We start from the raw sequence: 24888 nt of genomic DNA, 5'->3' as shown, positions 1-24888 counted from the left end.
GAAATAATAACCAGTCGTTATCAATTCGTCATGAATCGACAAATTCCTCCACTCTTCGGTATAATATGCTGTCTTATTATCAAATCTCTGCCACAGGGCGACACTAGCAGCAACAATGGTGCAGCGATTTGCGTTACCTATGATGTTCACTACATAGAGAAGGGATGAACAACCGTATGAATAGATGGCATCCATTGCCGAAGGTAGATCTTCATGTTCATCTGGACGGAAGTCTCTTGCCAGCCACCGTCCTTGATATCGCTGCAGCGGAAGGCATCGAGCTGCCTGCGGGCGATGCGGCAGGGCTGATTCCATATATGCAGGTTGACGATGAATGCCGCAGTTTGCCGGAGTACTTAAGCAAGTTTGCTTTTACGACTCGGTTCATGCAATCGGGTGCTGCACTGGAACGTGTAGCTTATGAGACGCTGGCGCAAGCTGCCTCTCACAATTGCCGCTATATCGAGGTGCGCTTCGCGCCACAGTTGCACAGACTTCGCGGGCTGCGGCCGGAGGAAACCATCCATCATGTTATTGAGGGCATGAAGCGGGCCGAACAGCAGTTTGACATTAAAGGCCGAGCCATTGCGATCTGCATGCGTCACCATGGCCGAGAAGATAATCTTGAAGTGATCGAAGCGGCGGCCCAATATGCCGGGCGCGGTTTGGTTGCCGTTGATTTGGCAGGGGACGAGGCGTCTTTCCCGCCGGAGCTGTTTCGCGAAGTGTTCGCGCTGGCTCACAAGCGGTCATTGCCTGTGACGATTCATGCGGGTGAAGCCGCAGGAGCGGAGAATGTATATGAAGCCGTGAAGAATCTGGGAGCGTCGCGGATCGGACACGGTGTTCGCTTGCGGGAGAACCCGGCAATTCTCCAGATGATGCTGGAGCAGCGCATTCCGCTTGAAATGTGCCCGGTCAGCAACATCCAGACGAAAGCCGTTGCGGACTGGGATGCATATCCGATCCGCGAGTATTTCGAGCAAGGGCTGATCGTCACGCTCAATACGGATAACCCAAGCGTTTCGGGTACTGATATAACACGCGAATACCGGATTGTTTCGGAGAAGTTTGATTTTACGGACGCGGAACTGGCCACAATCATTCGCAATGGGGTAAATGCGGCATTCCTCGAGGACTCGGAGAAGAAGGCGCTGAAGCAGCGCGTCGATCAGGAACTGCAGGCACTCGGGATAAAATAACGCGGAGATCAAGATCTTATAACGATCAAGTTTAGTCGTTTACGTTCGTTAAATGGTTTCGTAAATTTTTTGTAAATTTGCGTATGGAAGAAGCAAGTGCCGGTCATAATAGCAGAGGGCAAGCGAAATAGCTTGCACTTTGCAAATGACCAGGTGAAGAACAATCCAGACAATAACAGTTAAGAAATGGAATCACGTTGCTTTTCACATATAGATATGCTAATATGATCTTAGTAAGAAAAGACCTGAATTCACATATTGAAAAGGGTTGTCATAAAGCGAGATGGTACCTTTTTCAATGTGTGATTTTTTTATTTGCTAAACGAATAAAAAGTACATGTTAATTTAATTTTGGAGGTTTTCCTAATGCAAACAGGAACAGTTAAATGGTTTAACGCAGAGAAAGGTTTCGGCTTCATCGAAGTTGAAGGCGGCAACGATGTATTCGTACACTTCTCCGCAATCGTAGGCGAAGGCTTCAAGTCCCTTGACGAAGGCCAACGCGTTGAGTTCAACGTTGTTCAAGGCAACCGTGGACCACAAGCAGAAAACGTTGTAAAACTGTAGTTTTATAGCGAACAACAACAAACTGCCCTTAACGAAAGTTGAGGGCAGTTTTTTTATAATTCCGGGAGGGATGCGCCTTGTATAATCGCAAGAAAATCGTGGAGGATATCCCTGAAGAGAACACAGCCATTTGGAGCTGTGAGACAGAAGGCTGCAAAAGCTGGATGCGCGATAACTTCGCCTTCGATGTTGCTCCTTCCTGCCATGTGCATCATACGCCTATGGTAAAAAGCATGAAAATGCTGCCGGCATTGAACAACAACAATTCGTTAAAAAGCTCAAAAAATTAGCCGTCCCTTGCAGGGACGGCTTTTTTTTGCGCGTATACGGGGTTAGATGGTACAATTAAGGAACAAATGTTCGATTCGATCGGCTTGAAGGAGATGCCATGGGAGATCATATACAGCTGTCTGTCCGTGCTTTGGTGGAATATGCGTATCGGAGCGGCGACATTGAATCAGGGTTCCATGTGATGAGCTCGATGACGGAAGGTACGAAGGCGCATCAACGCATCCAGAAGCAATATGGCGAACAAGATCAGAAGGAAGTATATGTAAGCACGGAGATCGCCATGGATGATCTTCTCTTTGTCATTGATGGACGCTGTGATGGGCTGCTCGTCGCCGAAGATGATGGCGGCCTTATTATAGATGAAATTAAGTCGACCTCCGGTCGGGTACCCGAGGAGATCGACCATACATACCTGGTTCACTGGGCACAGGCTAAGTGCTACGCCTATATTATTGCCAAGGATCGGGGGCTTCAGGAGCTGGCGGTGCAGCTGACGTATGTGCAAGTGGAGAGCGAGGAAGAGCGGCGATTTCTACAGCGGGTTACTTATGAGGAGCTTACGCAGTTCGTTTACGAAATGGTAAGAACTTTTTATGCGTGTGCTGCGCAGCAAGTGCGGCATAAGGAGCTTCGAAACCGCAGTATTCAGGAGCTCGCTTTCCCGTTTTCCGCCTATCGGGAAGGACAGCGGAAGCTGGCGGGTGCTGTTTATCAGACGATCGCCGAAGGCCATAAACTGTTTGCGAAAGCTCCGACGGGCATCGGCAAAACGATCTCTACGATCTTCCCGTCCGTGAAAGCGATCGGGGCGGGACTGCTGCAGCGTTTCGTGTATTTAACGGCGAAGACGATTACGCGCACAGCGGCGGAAGAGGCTTTTGCGCTGCTGCAGTCAAACGGCCTGCATATGCAGGTGGTCACCATGACGGCGAAGGAGAAGATTTGTTTTCAAGAGGAAGTTCGATGCTCGAAGGAGCATTGTCCATACGCGGACGGTTATTACGACCGGATTAATGAGGCGCTGCTTGATTTGCGCTCGCATGAAACGCTCATCACTCGCGAAGTGGTGGAAGTATATGCGCGTAAGCATAGGGTCTGCCCGTTCGAATTCGCGCTGGATGCGGCTTATGGAGCAGATGCGATGATCTGCGACTATAACTATGTCTTTGATCCGCGTGTCAGCTTGAAGCGCATGTTCGAGGAGCAGAAACGGCAAACGGCGCTGCTGATCGATGAGTCGCATAACCTTGTGGATCGGGCACGGGAAATGTATTCGAGTGAGCTGAGTAAAGCAGACTTCCTAGAGATGCAGCGGGCATTCAAAGGCATAAACGCCGAGGTGCACAGCGCGGCCAAAGCGGTGAATCAATACTACATTGCGCAGCGTAAAGCACTCGGGGAACAGCGGCAAGAGGTGACAGAGTCGTTGCCGGAGCCGCTTGTTGGCTTGGTGGAGCAGTTTGCGGCGGCGGCAGAGAAGGAGCTGCTTGCACCGGCTGGGGGCAGCGTGAATCCGCAACTACTTGATTTGTATTTTCGCAGTCAAAGCTTCGTACGTATTGCGGAGCTGTTCGATGAGCGATTCGTAGCCTATACAGAGTCCTTGCGGGGAGATATGCGTACGAAGCTGTTCTGCTTGGATCCTTCGCATCTGCTTGGGGTGATGAGCAAGGGATATCATGCGATGGTATTCTTCTCGGCTACGCTGACGCCGCTGAACTACTACATGGATATGCTAGGCGCCGGTGAGAGCGAGGGGAGCTATAGCATTGTCATTCCATCCCCTTTCTCGGCGGACCAGCTGGAAGTGACGATTGCGCCATTATCTACCCGCTATCAGGATCGGGAACGGACGAAATTTCCGATTGCCGCGCTCGTCGCGAAGGTGACACAGGAGAAACAGGGCAATTATTTGGTTTTCTTCCCGTCCTATGCCTATATGAATGATGCGTATGAGCAATATCAATTGCTTATTGATTCAAGCTTGGGTTCGAATTCGGATTCGAGTTCGAGTTCGGTGAGGACCATGGTGCAGGGACCGGGGATGACGGAGGAGGAGCGGGAAGGTTTTTTGGCTGCTTTTCAGGAAGGTTCGGGGGAAACGCTGGTTGGTTTTGCGGTAATGGGCGGCATTTTCTCTGAGGGAATTGATCTTGTCGGGGATCGGCTTACGGGCGTTGTTGTTGTAGGCGTCGGACTGCCGCAGGTTGGACTTGAGCGTGACATCATGAAGGCTTACTTCGACCGGACTGACCGCAATGGATTTGATTATGCGTTCCTATATCCCGGTATGAATAAAGTGCTGCAGGCGGGCGGGCGTCTTATCCGCTCGGAGCATGATCGCGGAAGCTTGCTGTTGATCGACGACCGCTACCTGCAGCCCCAGTATAACCGGCTTCTGCCGCCGGAGTGGCTTAACTACCGTGTGCTGCGTGCTAATGAAGATCAGATGGATCCAAACACCTTCGCGCCGCGCGGTTGATTGCCTTTATCATCGGGCTCAATGGTAATGCCGATGCTGTCGTAATCGAGCTTCGCCGAGGAGATAGGCATCGCGAGCAGGCCGATTCCGCGATCCGCTTGGCCGACACGGAATGTACCGGCACTCGTACGGACACCGTCCTTAACGAGCCAGACCTGGTAGGCTTCTGCGCCTTTGGTTGCTGCCGCACCGAACAAATACACGACGAACTGCCGGCTTTGGCCGTTATCGACAATACAGGCAACTCCGGAGGACTTGCCGGCGAGCGGGCCTTGCGCTTTCAGCGGAACAAGCTCGCTGATCTGGGCGGCGGATACTTGCAGCGCCTGCTCTACCGGGAGCGGCGCAATCTGCTGCTCATGGCGCAGCTGGATATTCCATATGGACAGCAGCACGACTCCTGCGGTTGAAGCGGTCAGCAGGGCGGGGAGCAGCTTGCCAAAGCGAGCTCTGGGCTTTCTTGGCCGCCATTCCGCGATGCGATTGACTGCAGGTTCGTCGCGATGCGTCACTTCCTCCGGTCGGACCGCAAGCGCGGCATCCATCACTTGCTGCTTCAGATCTTGAGGCGGCTCGATCCATTCAATATCGGTAGGCAGTGCTTCCCAGGCTGTGCGCAATTCCAGCAGCTCCTTCTGACAGGCGTCGCAGTGAGGGAGATGAAGCTCGAAAGCGAGCGATTCTTCTTCGTTGCATGCGCCGGAGACGTATTCCAGACACAGCTCGCAAGGGGATGCTGGCAATGTATCTTTATTCTCCATCACAATCCCTCCTCTTCTGCCGGCAAATGTCTGCGTAATATTTTGAGTGTTTGATGCAATCGGTTCTTCACGGTACCGAGCGGTTGATTATAGGCAGCAGCGAGCTCGCTTAAGCTGTACCCCTGCCAGTAGAAATGCTCCAGCAGCAAAATCTGCTGCGAGGATAGATGGCGGTAGGCGCTGCGAATTTGCGCTTTGAGTGATTGGCGCTCTGCGCTCTCCTCAGGAGAAGTAACGGCAGCATCAGGAATACGCTCGAGCTCCTCCGGCACATAGGGAACAAGCGGAGCGTTAATACGCCGCTGTTTGCGCAGCCAATCGGTCGTCATATTTCGCGTTACGGTCAGCAGCCAGCTGGTGTAACGGCCTTTGTCCGGGTTGTAGTCCGACTCGGTCGCCCACAGCCGCATGAACACGGACTGCGTGATGTCCCTTGCGGACTGTTCATCCTTCAGCGACTTCAAGGCGAACGAATACACAAGTGCCGCGTAACGATCGTATAGAACAGACAGCGCCTTGTGCTGCTTGGCTTTGATGAGCAGCATCAATTCATGATCAGCAAGATTGTGCATACCGGCAAGCCTCCAGAACAGACGTCGATAATTAATCATAAGTGTACCAAACTAACGCAGAGAGGGTAACCGCCTAAGCTGCGGCTACCCTGCAAAACGTTGTCCGGTAGAAAGTTATTTGGCAGAAACGATAATGGTTTCCTGCATCGCCGGATGCGGCGAGCAGTAGTACGAAAATTCTCCCTCGGTGTCGAAGGTGACTAGTTTCTCTTCATCGAGGGCGAGGAGACCTGTATCGAAGCTGCCATCATCTGCCGTGGCGCTGTGCTTGACCTTATCCCGATTGATGAATTTCACGGAATCGCCCGGGCGGATGGTCAGACTGCTTACGGTGAAAGCGAACTCCTTAATCTCGACCACATAGGTTTTGCTCTTCACTTCGGCTTTCGAATCGCCCGCAGCCGGTTTATCGGGCTTCGTCGTCGTTGTGCTTGGAGCCGGCTTCGTCTCCGGTTTCGCGGCCGGCTTCGTTGCCGGTTTCGGCGTTGGCTTGGCGGCAGGCGTCGTGGTCTTCGAGTCATCTTTTTGCGTATCGTCCGAAGAATCGCCTTTCGTGCCGCCTTTATCATCGGTTGCCGGTTCCGGAGCTGTATTGTCATCATCAGGCTTTGTCGCGGCCTTCGAATCGTCCGTCTTGGGCCCTGTAGCCGGGGCAGTTCCGCCATCCGTTGAAGCGTTACCGCCCTTGTCGTCTGCTTGTGTATCATCAGTTGCGGGGTCAGGCTGTGCTATTGAGCTGTTGTCTGCCGAGGCGTTAACAGAGCTGTCCTCACCGGAGTTAGACGAGTCTGGTGCATCATTCATCACCATATCGCCGTGATTGTCGTGATTCTGCGTAGCGGCAGTATGATTGCTGCTGCAAGCAGACGCCAACAGACAAAGCAGCAAACACAAGGCGGCTGACAGATAGCCCTTGTTCCACCTCGCTCCTACTCGGTTACTCTTCGTTTTCCTCTGCATAAGACTTCACTCATTTCACAATAATTTGGCCCGTCATGAACTTCTTGTGGGGCTCGCAGAAATAATCATACGTACCCGGTTTGCTGATCGTAATGGTAAACGTGTCGCCCTTCGCTAACAACGGGGTGCTGAAGCTGCCGTCGACCGCAACTGCGTTGTGTTTCATATCGTCATAATTGGTGAAGACGATCTTGGAGCCGGCTTCCACCGTCAGCGGGCCGGTACCGAAGGAATATTCTTTGATGTCTACGTGATAGGTTTTGACTTCTGCGCTGGCAGTCGTGCCTTTGAAAGCAACAGGATCGATAACATACCAAACCTTGTTCAAGCCCTGTCCGTTAACATCGCCATGCGCCAAGTCTTTGACAAAGTAATAGAGCGGGAAGCCTCTATATGTGGATTGCTTACTGCCATCCGTGCGGGTAATCGTGCCGAAATCAGAGCTTGCAACGCCGGTAGGCGCATTTGCACCGGTAGCGAGATAAGCCGGCCAGTTGGCCAAACAAGTGCCTTCACAAACGCTGCTGCCAGCTGTATCTTTGTCAAAATAGTACAGGGTGCGTCCGTTTGCATCGGTTAAGTAGTTACCTAGAGTCGTGGAGGTGCCGAGCATAGCGGCGTAATCGGATTTGGCTACGAACCATACGCCTCCGACAGCCTCGCCATTTACATCGCCGGGAGCCATGTCTTTGGCAAAATAGTAAAGCGGCCATCCTTTATACGTCGTTTGCATCGTGCCGTCTGCGCGCATGTACATCCCGAAATCAGCCGCGTTCAGGGAAGTAGGGATTTGCAGCTGATCCGCATGGAAGATTGGCCATGCTTGCAGGCAGCCGGCTTGACAGGACTCCAGATTAGCAGCGTCTTTCGTAAAGTAGTAGAGTGTGCGGCCTTTGCTGTCGGTTAAGTAGGAGCCGAGCTTATCCGTAGCGCCAACTCCGATATGCTCGCCTGTTGGCAATACGGCAGAAGCGGCAATGACATTTGCCTGCTGCAATTGAGCGAACAGTGTAGCGCCTTTTGCGTTCGATGCGTTTAATGCTTCGATCAGTGCTGTGGCGATATCGGCATTGGTCAGCTCAGCCGCGCCGGCAATGTTCTTCAGCCCTTTTCCTTTAGCGAAAGCGAAAGTAGCGCTGTATTGGAAAGCTGTGCCGGATTTGTAGCCCAGCGCTTCAAGCAGCACTTTGTAGAACTGCTGCGCGGTGATGGAAACGAGGGGATTGAAACTGCCGTTGCCCGTACCGTTCCAGCCGAGCTCTGCGTGAGCGTTCAAATAAGCCAGAATAGCTTGGTTGCTTTTACTTACGAGAGAAGCATCTTTAAAGTTGCCTGTTCCTGTAAATGCTTGTGCTTCGGTTAGTTTTCCTTGAAGACGTAACGAGATAATAGCAGCCTGGAGTCTTGTGGACGTCTTGCTGAGATAAGCGGCGGACACACCGTCGCCGTCGCCTAATAACAGGCCAAGCTTAGCAGCCGTGTCCGCATCCGTTGTAACCGCTGGGGAGCTTTCCGCTGCTGATGCATTTAGCACAGGGAGCAGCATGGCCAGACATACCGTTAATGTCAGCAAAAATAGCCCAAACCTTCTTGCTTTATTCATCGATCTTCCTCCTCGAAATAGTCGTTCTATTAGGAGGTAACGATGAGATAAGCCCAGCGGTTTGAGCGATTTTATTATTACTCTATTTTATTTAGCCTCGGTGAGCGATTTCTCGTAGACATTGATCCAGAAGCCGTCGATGACGGAAGCGCCTCGATGGGCGTAGCCGTTATTAAGGAACAGCCTTTTGGCGCCTAGCTGGTTCGTTAGAGCGTCCAAATAAATATGGCGGAAGCCGAGCTCCTTCGCGCGCTGCTCCAATTTCGTCAGCATCATCTGACCAAAGCCGCGCTGCTGAAAGTTCGGATGGACGCGCAGCCGTTTAATTTCAGCGGTCTCTTCGTCGAGCTTCTTGAGTCCGCCCATCGCTACTACGACGCCGTTCTGACCCGTTCCGACAAGAAAATCGCCGCCGCTCTCGAGATACTGCTCGTCGATATGGAAAATATCATGATAATGCTGATGAGTCGGTTCTACGCCTGCTGCGGAAATAACAAGAAGATGAAGCCGCCAGATATCGTCATGGTCTGCGGTAGAATAACGCCTAATGTTGAACATAGCATTCTCTCCTTTTCCTAAACGGACTGTGAGCAAGCAAATGCTTTATATGTAATATAATCTAACACGAAACAAGGGGTGATTGACAGTTTTTTGTGCGATTTGAAGGGGTTAAGGATGGAATATTTTATTTGCGGCATATTCATGTCAGGTTACAAGAATAAAATTGTTTATTGTTGAATACAGGGTGCTTTTGCACAATAATGAAGGTAATAAGATTTAGACGGAAGACACTAGCGGCGTTGTGGTTGACCATGCCAAAGTGAAGGGTGAGTGGAGGACATGAAAGTAGTCGTTGTTTCGGATACGCACATGACACGAATGGCAAAGAAGCTGCCGGATCGGTTGATTCAGGAGCTTCAGGATGCGGATGCCATTCTGCATGCGGGGGATTGGATGACGTTGTCGGTCTGGGATATGCTGCGCGCGTATGCTCGGACGGAGGGCGTGGCGGGCAACAATGACGGAGATGAGATTATCGCCAAATTCGGCCACCGCAAAGTGCTTGATGTTGGCGGACTTCGTGTCGGCTTGGTGCACGGTCACCTGGGCGCGGGCAAGCGCGAGGATACGGAAACGAATGCGTACCGGTCCTTCGAGCAGGGCAGTGTGGACGTGATTGTGTTTGGGCATTCTCATGTTCCGCTAATTCGGGAGCGAAGCGGTGTGCTGCTGTTTAATCCGGGCTCGCCGACAGATAAACGCAGACAGAAGCAATATTCCTTTGGCATTTTCACTATAGAAGGCGGCGCATTACTGGCAGCCGATCATGTTTATTACGACGATAAGGGCTAACAGCGGGGGAGATTAGGGAGCTATGAGCGCGAAGATGCGTAATGTTGGCATATTTGCTCATGTCGATGCAGGCAAAACGACCACGACCGAGCAGATGCTCTATCAGAGCGGGCATATTCGCGCGCTGGGCAGCGTGGATACGGGAACAACACAGACCGATTGGCTGGATGTCGAGCGGGAGCGGGGTATCTCGGTGCGTGCCGCAGTAACGCGGTTTGCATGGAAGGATACGCCGATTAATCTCGTGGACACGCCCGGCCATGTCGATTTTCTGTCTGAGGTGGAGCGATCGCTTCGTGTCATGGACGGTGCGGTTCTGATCGTATCGGCTGTTGAAGGCGTGCAGGCGCAGACGGAAGTGATCTGGCAGGCGCTGCGCGATCTATCGATTCCAACACTTATCTATATCAACAAAATGGATCGAGTAGGAGCGGATGCTCTGGAAGTATTAGGTCAACTGCAGCGATTGCTGTCGCGTCAGGCGGTGCCGGTTGCGGCGCCTATTGGAGCGGAGGCGGATTTTGCGGGTTCTGTGTCGGTGTTGGACGAGCAGGTGCCGGTACAGCAGCCGTGGACAGAGCCATATCGGCGCATGCTGGTGGAAGCGGCTGCTGAGCAGGACGAGTCGTTGCTGGATGCCTACCTTGAAGGGCAGGCTGTGGATGACGCGCTGCTTGGACGAGTGCTCGTCGAAGGCGTTCATCGCAGCACGCTGTTTCCGGTTCTGTTCGGTGCATCGAACCGCGGGATTGGCGTGAAGGAGCTGATGGATGCGGTTTTGACGTATCTGCCGGCTCCGAGCGGGTCGGAGGAGGCTCCGGTTTCGGGTGTGATTTTCAAGATGGAGCGAGACCCTGTGATGGGCAAAATCGCGTATGTCCGCCTCTTCGAAGGAGTTATCCGCAACCGCGATACGGTGCTTAATTACAGCCGGGACATGCAGGATAAAGTGACGCAAATTCGGCGTGTGACCGGGCAGAAAACCGAAGATATCGGCGTCCTGAAGGCTGGCGATATCGCGGCTGTGTATGGGTGGAGCCGCGCGCGAATCGGCGATGTCATCGGCGCGCCTGAGGGCGTGCCGGGAGAGAAACGGCTTGCAGTGCCGCTGCTCACCGTGCAGGTGCAATGGAAGAACGAGGCTGAGTATCCGGCTGTCGTTGCGGCGTTTCAGGAGCTTGCGGATGAGGATCCGCTGCTCGATTTGCAGTGGCTGCAGGATGAACGGGAGCTGCATTTGAAGGTAATGGGGCCGATTCAGATGGAGGTGCTGACCTCCATCTTGCTGAGTCGATTTAAGCTAGACGTCAGCTTCGGCGCGCCATCGGTTATTTATAAAGAAACGCCTGCATCGGTTGGCGAAGGGTATGTCGCGTATTTGATGCCGAAGCCTTGCTGGGCGATCCTGCGTTTTGCAATTGAACCGGGCGAGCGGGGAAGCGGGCTCGTTTATAAGTCGCTTGTTCGCAACGAACGTTTGCTGGAGAGTTATCAGAACGAGGTGGCGAGGCGCGTACCGGAAGCGCTGCAGCAGGGTCTGCGCGGCTGGGAAGTGACGGATCTGCGCGTCACATTAATCGAAGGCGAGCATCATGTGTGGCATACGCATCCGCTCGACTTCGTCATTGCAACGCCAATGGGCATGATGAATGGTCTTGCGAATACGGGAACAAAGCTGCTGGAGCCTTTGCTTCGTTTTCGGCTCTCCGTGCCGGAGGAGTACGGCGGCAAGCTGATGAACGAGCTCGTCCTGATGCGCGGCGAGTTTGACGCGCCTATCGTGCGCCAAGAGCGAATGGAGCTGGAGGGCACGCTGCCCGTCGCGACGACGCTCGACTTCCCGGCACGCCTCGGCTCCATGACGAAAGGCCGCGGCACGCTCACGACCTTCTTCGCGGGCTATCGCGAATGCCCGCCGGACGTTGACGTGTCGCGCCAACGGCGCGGCGTCAACCCGCTCGATCAGGCGAAGTATATTCTCGCGGTTCGGAACGCGCTGAGCGGGTAGCTTAGTTGGGCGGTGAGAGTCGGGAAAAGCGGCTCTCAGCTCTGTTTCGAGACAGAATGATACATGTAAGCGGATATGCCGCTTATCGAGTCGGTTCACGGGTCGAAATGAGCTCAACATGCGCATGTCATAGACTTTAAGCGGATATGCCGCTTACGGCGCAGAAATTAGCTAGTTTGGAGCATCGATAGCGGATATACCGCTTAACGAGCTGGCTGTCGTGACGAAGCGAGCTCATCCTACGAATTTCTTGGACTGGTATGCCGTTTAACGGAAATCAGTTGGGATGGAGCACCATACCCTGCCGACCCAAACCACAAAAACACAAAAAGCTGAGAAGGCGCAAACGCTCACCTTCTCAGCTTTTTTCACAACCATCTAGACCGTCACGCGGTCACCGCGCGTGGTCGGCGATGAAATAACGAGGAACTCCACCGGTTCGGTGGTGGAGCCGAGCATTTGATGAGGGGTCAGCGGCGGCACCTCGACCCCTTCCTGTGGGGAGAGGACGACGGGCACGCCGTCGACCTCAAGCGTCGCCGTGCCCGACAGCATAAAGAAAAACTGCCGGGACTGCTCGTGATAGTGCCGCACCTCGCTGGCACCGGCGGGCATCCGCTCGTGGATGATGCTGAGCCGGTCAGTTTTGACCAAATGCCAGCCGTCGCACACGTCGCCCCACACATAATGCTCCGCATTCAGCTTGTTTATCATTTTCATACCAACTAGTCCGCCGTCTTAATAGCCGCGCTGGTATTGGCGCGGAAGAAACGCCTCTGCCTCGCTGGAGCCCTTCGCGGCTACCGCTTGAATCGCATGCAGCGCCCAATACGGGTCGCGCAGCATGCCGCGGGCCACGGCCACGAGATCCGCGTTGCCGTGCGCGATGGTGGTATTCGCCAGCTTCGGCTCATCGAGCAAGCCAACGGCGATGACCGGCACATTCAGCGCATCTTTCACTGCGCGGGCAAGCGGCACTTGATAACCGGCATAAATCGCCGGGCGATTGGCGCCGGTAACCGGGGCTTCGCCACCGCTCGAGACATGGAAGATATCGGCGCCGGCCTCTTGATAGCGCCGGAAAATCTCAATGCCTTCCTCTACCTTGTAGCCGCCCTCCGAGAATTCAGCTGCGGAAATCCGCACGATTAGCGGCATATCAGCAGGCATGACGCTTTTTACAGCCTGAATAACTTCCACGCCGAATAGTGGGCGGTCCTGACCGTATTCATCCTCACGTCGGTTCGTCACCGGTGATTGGAATTGGTGGATTAAGTAGCCATGAGCGGCGTGGAGCTCGATCGTATCGACTCCGGCTTCTACCGCTCGGCGAGCCGCTTCCCGGAATTTTACCACCATAGCTTTCACTTCATCGGTCGTCAGCGCGCGCGGCGTACGGTAGGCATCGCTGAATGCGATAGCGGAAGGAGCAACCGGTTCTACCGCTTCATCGGCCTTACGGCCGGCATGGGCAATTTGAATGCCGATCTTCGCGCCTTGACGATGCACTTCCGAAATAATCCGGCGATAAGCCGGGATCTGCTCATCCGTCCATAGACCGAGGCAGCGCTCGGTGATGCGGCCATCGGGCTCGATATCGGTCATTTCCATAATGATGAGACCCGTACCGCCAACGGCGCGAGTCACGTAGTGGATATAATGCCACTCGTTAGGCGTACCGTCCTTCGCTTCTACGGAATATTGGCACATCGGCGCCATAACGATGCGGTTTTTGAGAGAAAGACTCTTCAGCGCAAAAGGTTCTGCTAATCGGTTCAACATGCTCCACTCCTTCAAATTTGAATATCTAAAACAGCAATTCAACAGTAAGCTCAGCCTCAGTATACCCCTGCCACTTACATTTTGAAAGTGAAATTCCTTCCACAAGCTGGGAAACGGGAATTCGTCTTGCGAATCCGTTATAATAGAGATAACTAATCATCGGGCAGGCAAGGAGAAGTTATGCAGAATCAACAGACAATCATGAGTAATGTAGAGCTGCTTCAGGAGGCTGAGGCGTTCATCAGACAAGTCGGGAGCGAGCTGGCTATTGCTGAGCAGACGACAGCGGCACGAATAGCGGTGATTACCGCGGAGATCGCGGCTACCGGGACGTATACGCATACCTTGGAGGAGCTTGCCTTCGGGGCTAAGCTGGCATGGCGCAACAGCAATCGGTGCATCGGCCGGCTGTTTTGGGATTCGTTGTCCGTGCAGGATGCGCGAGATGCGACCACCGCGGCCGAAATAGCCAAAGCGGTTTTTCGCCATATTGAATATGCCACAGGCGGAGGCAAAATATTACCTTCTATTACCGTTTTCGCCCCATGCACGGACGCCGACTCGCCTCATATCCGAATCTGGAACGATCAGTTGATCCGTTACGCGGGCTACCGGATGGAGGATGGCTCCGTTCTGGGCGATCCGATTTCGCTGACCCTCACGCAAACGTGCACGGAGATGGGCTGGCGCGGTTCCGGAACTGCTTTCGACGTACTGCCGCTTGTGATCCAAGTCGGCTCGCGGCCGCCGGAGTGGTTCGACATCCCAAGCGAGATCGTTCTTGAGGTGCCGCTAGTCCACCCTGATTATCCGGCTTTCGAAGAGCTGCAGCTAAAATGGTACGCCGTTCCGTTCGTCTCGAACATGCGTCTTGAAATCGGCGGTCTTCATTATACGGCGGCTCCGTTTAATGGCTGGTATATGGGCACCGAAATCGGCGCGCGCAATCTCGCCGATCCATTCCGATACAACATGCTGCCGGCAGTAGGCGCATTAATGGGGCTGGATACAACCAGAGAGAGCACTTTGTGGCGGGACCGGGCGCTCGTAGAGCTGAATGTAGCGGTGCTGCACTCCTATAAGGCGCAAGGCGTAACGATCGTCGATCACCATACCGCGAGCAAGCAGTTCGCTCTGTTTACAGAGAAGGAACAGCGAAACGGCCGAACGCCGACCGGACGATGGTCTTGGTTGATTCCGCCGCTTTCCCCGGCGACAACGGCTATTTTTCACAATAGATATGAGGACACCGAGCTGAAACCGAACTATTTTGCTCAAAAGGCTCCTTACGAGTCGTAATGGTTAGGTTGGCTGGCGTGCGATACGGACAAAATAAGGATAAACAATGGAGAAAAATGGTCGGGAAGCGACATTTTTACTGGGAATGGGAAGAATCGGTACATGAGCATGTCCGTAATGTGGTACGATAGAAATGCCGGTTTTCGAACGGGAAGGTTTTTATAACTAAAAGAGGTGGATGTATTGGCAGGTTTTGAACAATTAGGTATTGCCAAGGAACGGTCGCAGTCGCTGCGCAATGAAGGAATTCATGAAGCGACACCGATTCAAGAAGGCGCAATACCCGTTATTATGCAGGGCAGCGACGTAATCTGTCAGGCACAGACAGGTACGGGCAAAACGCTCGCGTTCCTGCTTCCGATGCTGGAGAAAATCAGACCGGAGCGCGAAGATCTGCAGGGTCTCATCCTTACGCCGACGCGTGAGCTAGCGCTGCAAATTACGACAGAGCTTAAGAAACGGCTTGCAACGAAGGACGAATTCAGCGTGCTGGCCGTTTATGGCGGACAAGATGTGGAATCGCAGCTGCGGAAGCTTCAGCGTGCGGTTCATATTGTTGTTGCTACACCGGGCAGGCTGCTTGATCATATTCGCAGAGGCACAGTGAAGCTTGGTTCGGTCAAAATGCTCGTGCTCGACGAGGCCGATCAAATGCTGCACATGGGCTTCTTGACAGAAGTAGAGGAAATTTTGAGCCAAATGCCTTACCGCAAGCAAACGATGCTGTTCTCGGCTACCATGCCGGGCGGCGTGCGCTCGCTGGCGCAGCGGTTCATGATCGAACCGAAGGACATCACGGTTCGTGCACCGCAAGTGACGTTGAAGGCGATTCGCCAGCTGACGGTTGAAGTCGGCGCGAAAGACAAGATGGAGCAGCTGCAGCGGCTTTTGGGCGAGTACAACCCGTATTTGGGCGTTATTTTCGTCCGTACGAAGAAGCGGGCAAGCGCGCTTAACGAATTCCTGCAAGAGAATGGCTTTAACAGCGACGAGCTGCATGGCGATCTTACGCAATCGAAACGCGAGCAGGTTATGAAAAAGTTCCGCGATGCGAAGATCCATCTGCTGGTTGCGACCGACGTTGCGGCACGCGGCCTTGATGTTGAAGGGATTACGCATGTATTCAACTTCGACATTCCGGAGAATGCAGAGAGCTATATTCACCGGATCGGCCGTACAGGCCGTGCAGGCGAAGATGGTCTTGCGATTACCCTTGTATCTCCGCATGATCGTTTGGAGCTTGCTGCCATTGAGAAAGGCATCAATCAGCCGATTCCGCGCGAGAAGAATCGCGGCGGTGCACCGATTCGCACATCGGTGATGGACGATATGCCGGACCGCCAAGGCGGCGAACGCAAATCCGGCGGCTCCGGCCGCAGAGGCGGAACGTCAGGCCAGTCGGCTTCCGGCAAGTGGGCGCCTAAGGGCGGCCGTTCCGGCCAGGAAGGCCGCAAGAGCAGATCCGGCTTCGGAGGCAACATCGACAGCCGCAAGGCCAACTCAGGCGGCGGCGCGTACGGTGGAGCGGCGAAGCGCGGCGAATCGCGCGGAGCGGGCGTACGCGGTGCCGAAGAGGCGCCGCAATGGGGCGCGGCAAGAGCGGAAGCACCGCGCGGACGCGGCGGAGCAGGCTCGCGCGATGGCGCGGCGCCGGCAGGACGCGGGCGCTACAGCACGCCGTCCCGCGAAGAAGGCGGACGCGGCGACAACGCGCGCCGCAGCGAATTCGGCGGCGCTGGCGCAGCTGAGCGCACCGGCGGGCGCGGTGGCGACGCATCGCGTGGTCGCGGCGGCGACTCGTCACGCGGACACGGCGCATCGGCTGGCCGCAGCGAATTCGGCGGCGGTCGCGGAGCTTCGGCATCCCGCGGCGAATCCCGTGGCGCATCGGCGTCACGCGGTGAGTTCGGCGGCAGCCGTGGCGGTTCTGCGCAACGCGGCGAATCCCGCGGCGCTTCGGCACCGCGCAGCGAGTTCGGCGGCGGCGCAGCAGCTTCGCGCGGGGATTCCCCGCAGCGCGGCGGAACCGGCCGCGGCGGCGAATTCGGCAGCCGCGGTGCAGGCGCACCGCAATTCCCGAACGGGGGCGGCGATAAGAACCGCGCCCGGTCTTCCTCGAGCGGCAGACCATCTTCGGGTGGCGGCCGACCGTCCTCAGGCGGCCGACCGTCCGCGGGCGGCGGCTTCAAAGGCGGCCGCAGCGGCGGCGGGAAACAAGGCTCGGGCGGTCGTCCGCAGCGCAAAGGGTCGCGTTAAGATCCATTCATAATCAACCGATGAAGCAAGGCATAAGACGATATACTGTCGCTGCCTTGCTTCTTTTTCTATAGAGGAGCGTGGGAACAATGGTGCAGTTAGTAAAGCCGTCAACTGCTTTGCAGGAAGCTTATTTGGCGTTCTACCGGGAATGGATCGAGAGCGGGGAAGATATTGTCCCTTGGGTGGTGAGCCAAGATCCGAGCGATTTTGCGGCATATATCTCTCAATTGAATGACGCCCATAAAGAGGAGAACACGCCTGAAGGCTGGGTGCCACATTCCACCTATTGGCTGCTGGACGAAGCCGGACATGTCGTCGGTGCGGCGAATATCCGCCACCGGTTAAATCAGAAGCTGCTTGAGAGCGGCGGACACATTGGGTATGGCATCATCCCTTCAGAGCGCCGCAAGGGCTACGCGTCACAGCTCCTTGCCTTGTCGCTCCAGAAGACGGATGCACTCGGCCTGCGCGAAGTGTTGGTCATCTGCGATCATGATAATATCGGATCGGAACGCACGATTCTGCGAAATGGCGGGCGATTCGAATCGAGCTTCACGGAAGCACACGGCAATGTCGTCAAACGATTCTGGATTCACCGCGTCGAATAGCGGAGATCAGGTGGATTTGGTACACTCATGGTACAAGGCAGGCATCGGTTTCAGTGAAACCGCAATTGAAGGGGGATCGATTACGATGACGAAACTTCGTCCATACCTGTACAGCGAGCAAGCACTTGAACAGGCGAAGTTCTATGTAGAAGCTCTTGGCGGCGAGATTATAAGCCAGCAAACGTACGGCGAAATGATGCCGGGCTCTTCTGAGGAGGATAAAGACAGGGTTATGCATTTGGTGCTGCAGGCGGCGGGTCTCCTCTTCTATATGGCGGATGCGGGGCCGATCAATCGCGGCAATGGGATTGACCTTACTTTGGAGTTCGAGACCGAGGAAGAAGCGGAGGATGCCTTTAACAATCTGTCGGGGAATGGCGGCAAAATCATCATGCCGTTTGAGCGGATGTTCTGGGGGAGTATGTTTGGACGTATCGAGGACAAGTATGGCGTCCGGTGGCAAATTGCCACACAGCCGGGCCATTAGAGCAAGAGAGCCGTTCAAAACATGGCGCGCTGGCGCGCAGTCTTGAACGGCTCTTTACGTTAGTTATCGAGCTCCACTAAGCCGTCCTCGAAGTGATAAGCCAAATTCAGCTTATGGATGTGCGAACCGTCCTTTGCGCTCGATTCATAGATCGTCAGCACGCCAGTCGGACTGGTTGGCGCCCTTGCGAGTGTAACGGTGAACTCGAAATTCCCCCATGCCGGTGCTCCTTGATCCGCCACGACATTCCCTTCGGCAAGGACGTTATGTCCATCCTCGAACGAATAACTGAAAGCCGCTTCGAAGACGCGGGCTTGCCCCTTCACGACGAACGATTTTCCGACAATGCTCTCTTCCGCCGGTTCATAGACTTTAAAGGCTTCGTTACTTGCTATAACCTTCGGAGAGTTTGGGCTGTTAGAAGCAGCGGTGTCGCTGTTATCTGCGTCTGGAACGGGTTCCTTCGCCGGCTGTTGGTTTATATTATTCTCGGATGGCTGCTTAGCAGACGGCTCGCTGCTAGCAGCCGCGTTCGACATATAGATGCCTTGCTTCCCGCTGCCCGATAGCAAGACCGAGGCCATCAATAGAGTCACTAGGGTCCCGTATAGCAGTGATTTAAGGTTCATAACGAATCATCTACTTTCTGTGAGCATGAAATCGCAATATTTCACGCTTCATCCTTGTTGCGCTTCTTAAATTATTATACGCTTGGGATAACAGCTTGAATCATTCGGTACAGGCAGAACGGATAATAATCGGATAAGCGAGGAGAGTGCGCATTCATGTTTGAGTGGCAGCGATTGCTTCGATTTAACAGATACATAAGGGGCAATGGGCAAGAAGAAATCGACTACCAGTGGCCTACTGCAAAGCTCCCATTCATCAGCATTCGGACAAGCGTTGGCAAGGGCAAACCTAAAGTCGCCATTGGCGTTATCGCACTCGGCGATGTGGCGATCGGGCTTGTGGCCGGCGGGGCGGTCTCAGTCGGCGTCATTTCGGTAGGAGCCGTGGCCGTAGGCTGGCTTCTGGCGCTTGGCGCAGTGGCCATTTCAGGCGGGTTGTCTGCAGGGGCTGTAGCCATTGGGGAGCTGGCGATCGGGGCGGTGGCTATCGGCGAGTCTGCTGTCGGTGCGGTAGGGATCGGTCAAAATGCGCTTGGAGCCGTCGCCATTGGTCAGCATGTTCTTGGCGTGGTAGCGATCGGTGAACGCGTCTATGGCATTGTCGCCATCGGTCAGCACGGATTTGGCCTTGTGCCGATTGTGGGCGACTTTATCAGATGGATTGCCGGGCTGTTCCGCTAGGTTTCAACCGATTTCGGCTTTGTGCTACAATAATAGACAGCATGAGCGTATAGAGGAAGGTGTAGGATGAATACAGTCAATATATTGGGCGTTCCGTTCTCGAAGCGGACGCTTTCGGATACGGTGGCGCTCGTACAAGCGCAAATCGCGGCGAAGGATAAGCCGTTATTTCATCTGATTACAGCGAACCCGGAGATTGTCATGGCTGCACGTTCGGAGAAGCAGCTGCAGGCAATCGTGGATGAAGCGGATATCATTACGCCGGACGGCATCGGTGTAGTCCTTGCCGCTAAATGGCAGGGCGAACATATCCCTGAGCGTGTAACGGGCTATGATTTGCTGATCCGTCTGTTCGAAGAAGCGAAGCAGCATCATTTCACGCTTTATGTCGTCGGGGCGGACGAGCAGACCAACGCGAAAGCGGCTGAAATCATCGCGAGCAAATACCTAGGCGTCACCATTGTCGGCAGACATAACGGCTTCTTCAAGGACGGGCAGGAAGAAGCGCTTGTCGCCGATATCGGACAGAAACGTCCGGATGTGCTGATCGTAGCGCTTGGCGCACCTAATGCGGAGCGCTGGATCTACAAGCACAAGAGCCGCTTGCATGCGAAGATCGCCTTCGGTGTCGGCGGCAGCTTGGATGTCATCGCGGGCAAGGTGAAACGCGCGCCGGTAATCTGGCAGAAGCTGAACGTCGAGTGGCTGTACCGACTGCTCAAGCAGCCGTCCCGCTGGCGCCGCCAGCTGGTGCTGCCTAGGTTCGCAGTGACGATCCTGACTAACCGTCGTCGTTAGAACCAACAAAAAGCCGTCTCCAAAATGCGCTTCGCGACTTTGGAGACGGCTTTCTCTATGTGGAGTGTCTGTGCAGCGCTGGAATGCACGCTCTTGTCGCCATGTTTAAGCGCTAACGAACCGTACAGGCCTTATTTGCTCGAAAATCACCTCTAATGGATTCTAACGAACCGTAGTGGCGCTATTTAGGGGAAATGAGGCGGCTAAGGGCACTTTTCGGCCAAATAACGCCTGTAGGGTTCGTTAGAATTTTGAATCGGGTTATTTTGCTGAAATAACGCCCCTAGGGTTCGTTAGAATTCCCGGGGTTTGTGAAAGTTGGGATTTGCAGTGTTTGCCGCTTGGACAGGAGTAGGTGGCCAGTGGTCGATGGTTGGTCATCGGATCGTGTGGTAGCGAGAGGCTGGTGGTTGGTCGCGAGTGGCGAGTGGCCGATTGCCGGATAGTGGTTAGTTGGTCATCGGACATCGGACAGCAAGTGGCCCGAGGTTCGAACTGCCGCCTCACGCGGCGATTAAGTGAATACAAAAAAGTGGCTGAGCGGGGGGATACCCCTGTTCAGCCACTTTTTCCAACCATGCTTAAGCCGTAGTCGGTGGAACGAATGTCCGCTGTGCAAACTCGTTGTCGAGCATGAAGAAGGCATTGCTATCCGTGTCGATTCGCTTCAGCTTGTTAATGATGCTGTCGAACATCGACTCTTCCTCTACCTGCTCATCAATGAACCATTTGAGGAACTGAATCGTCGCATGCTCGCGATCATTCATCGCAAGGTCGGACAAGTGATAGATCCGCTTAGTAACTTCCTGCTCATGCTGGTAAGCATGCTGGAAGGCATCGAGGATGGAGCTATATTCATTGTTAGGTGTGCTCATGCCGATCAGTGTAGCGCGTTTTCCGCGATCGTTCAGATACTTGTACATCTTCATCGCGTGGAAGCGTTCTTCTTCGGCTTGAACAATAAAGAAATTCGCAAAACCGTCGAGGCTTTCTCCGGAACAGTAAGCGGCAATTGCCAAATACACGTGCGCAGAATAAAACTCGAAATTCATTTGATCGTTCAAAGCTTGGCTGAGTGTGTCGTTCATCATCGGCCGCACCTCCCTTTCCAACTATATTATAAAATAAAAAGAGACGAAGCACCAAACTCCGCTAAGGAGTATGGACTACTTCGTCTCCTATATTACCATACTATGCCATATCAGCCTATCCGGTGTTTTAGCTTGGCATACAACACTTCTGCTGTCGGGGCTACAACGACTTCCGATTTTCCGATCATGACCATGCATTGCTTGGAACACAGCTTGCAGTTGCTAAGGCAATCCTTCTTCTTCTGCTTCAAGTCGGGAAATTCTTGCTTTAAGGTTTTGAAAACAGACTTGGAGCCGTGCTTGAAGTTCCTGCAGCAGTACTTGATCTTTTTCATCCGCCCTGTTCCCGACCTCTCTGGTGGTGTTATCGTGCTCTACAACAATGATAGTAATTCTCATTCTCACTGTCAATCCTTTCTTGCATCGCTGCAGCGAAAATCTTTACTTCACTCATTCACTGGCATATGATGGGAGCAATAAATCCAACGTTTGAAGGAGTACGTAACGAACCATGAGTACAAATGGACAACAACGCTCTGCAATCCGTCCGGGGCTTACTGTAGATATTGTATTGAAGAAGGATCAAGCAACAGGCAAAACAACCCGCGGCATCGTAAAGGATATTTTGACGAACTCGCCCAACCATCCGCATGGGATTAAAGTGCGTCTGCAAACCGGCGATGTCGGCCGGGTGAAATCAATCGTAGAGGGGGCGTAACGTCTATGATATTCAGCGATTTAACGAATTGGGAGCGGGAGCAGCATACGTTCCCCGCGCCGGTGCGCCGTGCGATAGAAAAGCTGCAGCAGATGGATCTGGACGAGCTTCCTGCCGGGCGGCATGAGTTTGGCGAGCCTGGCATGTTTCTGCTTATTAACGAGCCCGTAACGAGAGATTGGCGCGAAGTGAAGCCGGAGACGCATAGGCTGCATACGGACATTCAGCTGCTGCTTAGCGGCCGCGAACGGATGCGAGTAGCCAAAGTTTCGGAGGAGCAGGCCATTACAGACGACCGCTATGAGACGCAGGACATCGCTTTCTATGATGAAGTACATAACGAGAATACGATTGATATGGTGCCGGGTGATTTCGTTGTCTTGTTTCCGACCGATATTCACAGACCCAACTGCTCGGTCGAACAAGATATTCCGATCCGCAAGGCGGTCGTGAAGGTGCATCGCGATCTATTTGCAACCCAGCAGTAAAATGGGTAGGATTAGAGAAAACAAGCGCTTTCTAAGAAGAGTTGCACGGAATAGCCCGAATGAAGTCATTCGTCGTCTTCTTGAAACAGCCGGAAATAAAGGAGCTGCGTCCACATGAGCTTTCTCCCTCAATCATTCTCTCTCCCTCACGTGGCGTCCATTGTAGTCACGCTGCTCTCAGGCATAGCCGTAATGTTCCTGCGATTGCGCGCTAGCAATCGGCCAACGACAATGCGCAAAATCATTATTCCGCCGATCGGCATGTCGACCGGCTTCCTGATGTTTGTCGCACCGGTTACGCATGTGCCGTGGTTATGGGGCATTACCGCTTTTGCCGTCGGAGCGGTATTGTTCGCTTATCCGCTCATCCGTACCTCGAAGCTGGAGAGGGTTGGGGACACGATCGTATTGAAACGGTCCAAAATGTTTATTTTCATTCTGCTCGGCCTTCTTATCGTACGTCTGCTCGTTCATGATCTAGTGGAGCAAGCTGTCAGTATCCCGCAAACGGGAGCGCTGTTCTTCGTGCTTGCCTTCGGGATGATTGTAGTCTGGAGAATCGCAATGCTTCAATCGTATCTTAAACTCATGCGACGGGGGTAAGCCCAATGACGATAACGATGCCTGAATCCATAAGACGAATGTTTGATTTGTGCGCAGCCGGAGAAACCTCGATGGTAGAAGAACTGCTTCAGCAAGATCCTGATTTGGCCAAATGTAATTGGGGGTACTTCTCGCCTCTGCATGTCGCGGTCCGGGAAGGCCATCTGGATACGGCAGCACTTCTGCTCCGTTATGGCGCAGATGCTGCGGACAAGCCTGTTCTAAGCTGGCAGGACTCCCTGCTGCAGAAGGCGCAGGATCGCGGTTACGCAGAGATCGCGGAGCTGCTACGCGAGCATCTTCAGCGCACGCTTCAAGTGCAGCCGATCGGCGATGTAACGGCGGGGCTTATTCGCGCCTACAACCGCGATGAACTGTTGGCCTGGTTCGAGCAGCATCCGGAGACGATTCATGCTGGTGATGAACGTGGCAACACGCCGCTGCACTGGGCTGTAATGACACGGCAGCTGGAGTTGATCGACCTGCTTCTGGCACGCGGCGCGGATATTCATGCGCGAAGAGCCGACGGGAGTCAGGCTGTCCATCTGGCGATGGAAGGCGATTATTTCTACAGAGGCAATCGCGACCTGCCCTCGAATACGATTCGGGATCAACGTTTCTTACTGGGGTATCTCATTGGAAAAGGAATCCCTTACGATATCTTCGTCGCGGCTGCCGTGGGCGACGCTATGCGAGTGAAGGAGCAACTGGCGCAGGATCCACAGCTGGCCAATGCCACAGACACGTCGGGCCGATCGTCGCTCTATTATGCGGCCAAGCATGGCTATGCAGAGGTTGTGCGCATGCTGATCGCCGGTGGCGCCGACCCGAACCTGCCTGAGCGGGATGCACCGGGCGGAGCGGCCCTCTATGCGGCGGTCAGAGGCGACCATACCGAATGCGTGAAGCTGCTGCTTGCGCATGGAGCGAATCCAAACGCAGAGATCGATGCATCGGGCAATGCCGTGTTTGCCGCCATGCAGAAAGGCGCACAGGAGCTGCTAGAGCTGCTCTATGAACATGGCGGTACCGTCACGATGACCGGTGCCTGCGCAATAGGCCGCATCGACTTGGTTGGCGAAATGCTCGCGCTTAATCCGGCTGCTGCCAACGATGGCGACTACGGACCGCTCGCCCAGGCGGCAAGCTGCGGATACACCAACATCGTAAAGCTGCTGCTGCGGCATAATGTCGAGCTGAACGGACCTTGGTACGCCAGCAATTATATGGTGTATGCCTTCAGCTATGCAGACCAGGAGATGGTGGAGCTTCTGCTTCGTCATGATGCGGATCCGAACGTTCGGAATTGGCTCGGTATCAGCTATCTGCATTTGGCCGCCAAGAAGGGCGACACCGATCTAGCCGATCTGATGCTTCGCTATGGTGCTGAGCTTAACGCCGTGGACGAGGAATATAATACGACTCCGCTTGGCTGGGCGGCCAAGTACGGGCAAGTCGAGATGGCGGCTTACCTGCTTCGCAAAGGAGCGGCGATCGAGCCGGCAGATGTGCCGGAATGGGCAACGCCGCTGGCATGGGCGAGACGCAGCGGGCATCAAGCCATTTCGGAATTACTTCTTTCCCATCGGAAAGGCGCGGTGTAGCAGTTGACAGTACCTGCGGCAACTGGTATTCTAACGACATAA

General features: G+C 54.2%; 26 protein-coding genes. 16 read left to right on the top strand and 10 right to left on the bottom strand.

Features of this window, described 5'->3' with window-relative positions; translation table 11 throughout:
- Nucleotides 1-176 precede the first annotated feature (176 nt).
- The 4 genes from add (at nucleotide 177) to AC6ESO_RS23590 (ending at nucleotide 4542) form a co-directional block, all read left to right on the top strand.
- Nucleotides 177-1202 carry an adenosine deaminase gene (gene add / locus AC6ESO_RS23605; RefSeq protein ID WP_497093533.1) on the top strand — a complete coding sequence of 342 codons (1026 nt, stop codon included), beginning with the start codon at nucleotides 177-179 and terminating at the stop codon, nucleotides 1200-1202.
- Nucleotides 1203-1568: 366 nt separating this feature from the next.
- Complete coding sequence (locus AC6ESO_RS23600) at nucleotides 1569-1769, top strand: cold-shock protein (RefSeq protein WP_025337122.1); 201 nt, start codon at nucleotides 1569-1571, stop codon at nucleotides 1767-1769.
- 77 nt (nucleotides 1770-1846) lie between these two features.
- The gene (locus tag AC6ESO_RS23595; protein WP_090980204.1) at nucleotides 1847-2059 is read left to right on the top strand and encodes a cold-shock protein; all 213 of its coding nucleotides are present in this window, start codon (nucleotides 1847-1849) and stop codon (nucleotides 2057-2059) included.
- Between the two features lie 98 nt (nucleotides 2060-2157).
- Complete coding sequence (locus AC6ESO_RS23590) at nucleotides 2158-4542, top strand: ATP-dependent DNA helicase (RefSeq protein ID WP_497093532.1); 2385 nt, start codon at nucleotides 2158-2160, stop codon at nucleotides 4540-4542.
- Here AC6ESO_RS23590 and AC6ESO_RS23585 read toward each other — a convergent pair.
- The 5 genes from AC6ESO_RS23585 to AC6ESO_RS23565 form a co-directional block, all read right to left on the bottom strand.
- Entirely contained in the window at nucleotides 4506-5303 is a 798-nt protein-coding gene (locus tag AC6ESO_RS23585) for an anti-sigma factor domain-containing protein (RefSeq protein WP_497093531.1), read from the bottom strand. The two genes, AC6ESO_RS23590 and AC6ESO_RS23585, sit on opposite strands and share 37 nt — an antisense overlap.
- Nucleotides 5303-5875 carry an RNA polymerase sigma factor gene (locus AC6ESO_RS23580; protein WP_497093530.1) on the bottom strand — a complete coding sequence of 191 codons (573 nt, stop codon included), beginning with the start codon at nucleotides 5873-5875 and terminating at the stop codon, nucleotides 5303-5305. Before AC6ESO_RS23580 ends, AC6ESO_RS23585 begins: the two co-directional genes overlap by 1 nt.
- 114 nt (nucleotides 5876-5989) lie before the next feature.
- Nucleotides 5990-6835 carry a plastocyanin/azurin family copper-binding protein gene (locus AC6ESO_RS23575; protein WP_497093529.1) on the bottom strand — a complete coding sequence of 282 codons (846 nt, stop codon included), beginning with the start codon at nucleotides 6833-6835 and terminating at the stop codon, nucleotides 5990-5992.
- A 10-nt stretch (nucleotides 6836-6845) separates the two neighbouring features.
- On the bottom strand, nucleotides 6846-8438 hold the full coding sequence (locus tag AC6ESO_RS23570; RefSeq protein ID WP_497093528.1) for a plastocyanin/azurin family copper-binding protein: 1593 nt from the start codon (nucleotides 8436-8438) through the stop codon (nucleotides 6846-6848).
- An 87-nt stretch (nucleotides 8439-8525) separates the two neighbouring features.
- Complete coding sequence (locus tag AC6ESO_RS23565) at nucleotides 8526-8996, bottom strand: GNAT family N-acetyltransferase (RefSeq protein WP_494819450.1); 471 nt, start codon at nucleotides 8994-8996, stop codon at nucleotides 8526-8528.
- Nucleotides 8997-9278: 282 nt separating this feature from the next.
- Between AC6ESO_RS23565 and AC6ESO_RS23560 the strand changes: the two genes are divergently transcribed.
- A complete protein-coding gene (locus AC6ESO_RS23560) occupies nucleotides 9279-9791 on the top strand; it encodes a YfcE family phosphodiesterase (protein WP_494819449.1) in 513 nt (170 codons plus the stop codon).
- Between the two features lie 22 nt (nucleotides 9792-9813).
- Nucleotides 9814-11799, top strand: coding sequence for a GTP-binding protein (locus tag AC6ESO_RS23555; protein ID WP_497093527.1), 1986 nt, complete (start codon nucleotides 9814-9816; stop codon nucleotides 11797-11799).
- A 378-nt stretch (nucleotides 11800-12177) separates the two neighbouring features.
- On the opposite strand, the gene AC6ESO_RS23550 is transcribed toward AC6ESO_RS23555, so the two are convergent.
- Nucleotides 12178-12519 (bottom strand): cupin domain-containing protein, encoded by a 342-nt coding sequence (locus AC6ESO_RS23550; protein WP_497093526.1) that lies wholly within the window; start codon nucleotides 12517-12519, stop codon nucleotides 12178-12180.
- Nucleotides 12520-12537: 18 nt separating this feature from the next.
- A complete protein-coding gene (locus AC6ESO_RS23545) occupies nucleotides 12538-13581 on the bottom strand; it encodes an NADH:flavin oxidoreductase/NADH oxidase (RefSeq protein ID WP_497093525.1) in 1044 nt (347 codons plus the stop codon).
- Between the two features lie 201 nt (nucleotides 13582-13782).
- Between AC6ESO_RS23545 and AC6ESO_RS23540 the strand changes: the two genes are divergently transcribed.
- The 4 genes from AC6ESO_RS23540 (at nucleotide 13783) to AC6ESO_RS23525 (ending at nucleotide 18234) form a co-directional block, all read left to right on the top strand.
- Nucleotides 13783-14880, top strand: a complete 1098-nt coding sequence (locus AC6ESO_RS23540) for a nitric oxide synthase oxygenase (protein ID WP_497093597.1) — start codon at nucleotides 13783-13785, stop codon at nucleotides 14878-14880.
- A 183-nt stretch (nucleotides 14881-15063) separates the two neighbouring features.
- The gene (locus AC6ESO_RS23535; RefSeq protein ID WP_497093524.1) at nucleotides 15064-17136 is read left to right on the top strand and encodes a DEAD/DEAH box helicase; all 2073 of its coding nucleotides are present in this window, start codon (nucleotides 15064-15066) and stop codon (nucleotides 17134-17136) included.
- An 89-nt stretch (nucleotides 17137-17225) separates the two neighbouring features.
- Nucleotides 17226-17747, top strand: coding sequence for a GNAT family N-acetyltransferase (locus tag AC6ESO_RS23530; RefSeq protein ID WP_497093523.1), 522 nt, complete (start codon nucleotides 17226-17228; stop codon nucleotides 17745-17747).
- 85 nt (nucleotides 17748-17832) lie between these two features.
- A complete protein-coding gene (locus tag AC6ESO_RS23525) occupies nucleotides 17833-18234 on the top strand; it encodes a VOC family protein (protein ID WP_497093522.1) in 402 nt (133 codons plus the stop codon).
- Nucleotides 18235-18293: 59 nt separating this feature from the next.
- Here AC6ESO_RS23525 and AC6ESO_RS23520 read toward each other — a convergent pair whose 3' ends face one another.
- Nucleotides 18294-18863, bottom strand: coding sequence for a Gmad2 immunoglobulin-like domain-containing protein (locus AC6ESO_RS23520; protein WP_497093521.1), 570 nt, complete (start codon nucleotides 18861-18863; stop codon nucleotides 18294-18296).
- A gap of 156 nt (nucleotides 18864-19019) precedes the next feature.
- Here AC6ESO_RS23520 and AC6ESO_RS23515 point away from each other — a divergent pair, with 156 nt between their 5' ends.
- Entirely contained in the window at nucleotides 19020-19544 is a 525-nt protein-coding gene (locus AC6ESO_RS23515; protein WP_497093520.1) for a hypothetical protein, read from the top strand.
- Between the two features lie 66 nt (nucleotides 19545-19610).
- On the top strand, nucleotides 19611-20342 hold the full coding sequence (locus tag AC6ESO_RS23510; RefSeq protein ID WP_497093519.1) for a WecB/TagA/CpsF family glycosyltransferase: 732 nt from the start codon (nucleotides 19611-19613) through the stop codon (nucleotides 20340-20342).
- A 581-nt stretch (nucleotides 20343-20923) separates the two neighbouring features.
- Here AC6ESO_RS23510 and AC6ESO_RS23505 read toward each other — a convergent pair.
- Entirely contained in the window at nucleotides 20924-21430 is a 507-nt protein-coding gene (locus tag AC6ESO_RS23505; RefSeq protein ID WP_494819635.1) for a ferritin-like domain-containing protein, read from the bottom strand.
- A 113-nt stretch (nucleotides 21431-21543) separates the two neighbouring features.
- Entirely contained in the window at nucleotides 21544-21768 is a 225-nt protein-coding gene (locus AC6ESO_RS23500; RefSeq protein WP_210660950.1) for a DUF1450 domain-containing protein, read from the bottom strand.
- Between the two features lie 176 nt (nucleotides 21769-21944).
- On the opposite strand from AC6ESO_RS23500, the gene AC6ESO_RS23495 reads away from it, so the two are divergent.
- The 4 genes from AC6ESO_RS23495 to AC6ESO_RS23480 all read left to right on the top strand — a co-directional run bounded on the left by AC6ESO_RS23495 (nucleotide 21945) and on the right by AC6ESO_RS23480 (nucleotide 24846).
- On the top strand, nucleotides 21945-22151 hold the full coding sequence (locus AC6ESO_RS23495) for a YwbE family protein (RefSeq protein WP_497093518.1): 207 nt from the start codon (nucleotides 21945-21947) through the stop codon (nucleotides 22149-22151).
- A gap of 5 nt (nucleotides 22152-22156) precedes the next feature.
- Nucleotides 22157-22639: a NanQ anomerase/TabA/YiaL family protein gene (locus AC6ESO_RS23490; protein ID WP_497093517.1), complete on the top strand. Its 483-nt coding sequence runs from the start codon at nucleotides 22157-22159 to the stop codon at nucleotides 22637-22639.
- Between the two features lie 114 nt (nucleotides 22640-22753).
- On the top strand, nucleotides 22754-23242 hold the full coding sequence (locus AC6ESO_RS23485) for a CcdC family protein (protein WP_497093516.1): 489 nt from the start codon (nucleotides 22754-22756) through the stop codon (nucleotides 23240-23242).
- 5 nt (nucleotides 23243-23247) lie between these two features.
- The gene (locus AC6ESO_RS23480) at nucleotides 23248-24846 is read left to right on the top strand and encodes an ankyrin repeat domain-containing protein (RefSeq protein WP_497093515.1); all 1599 of its coding nucleotides are present in this window, start codon (nucleotides 23248-23250) and stop codon (nucleotides 24844-24846) included.
- Nucleotides 24847-24888 lie beyond the last annotated feature (42 nt).

The organism is Paenibacillus rhizoryzae (assembly GCF_059686995.1).
This window is presented reverse-complemented; position numbering and strand designations above follow the sequence as displayed.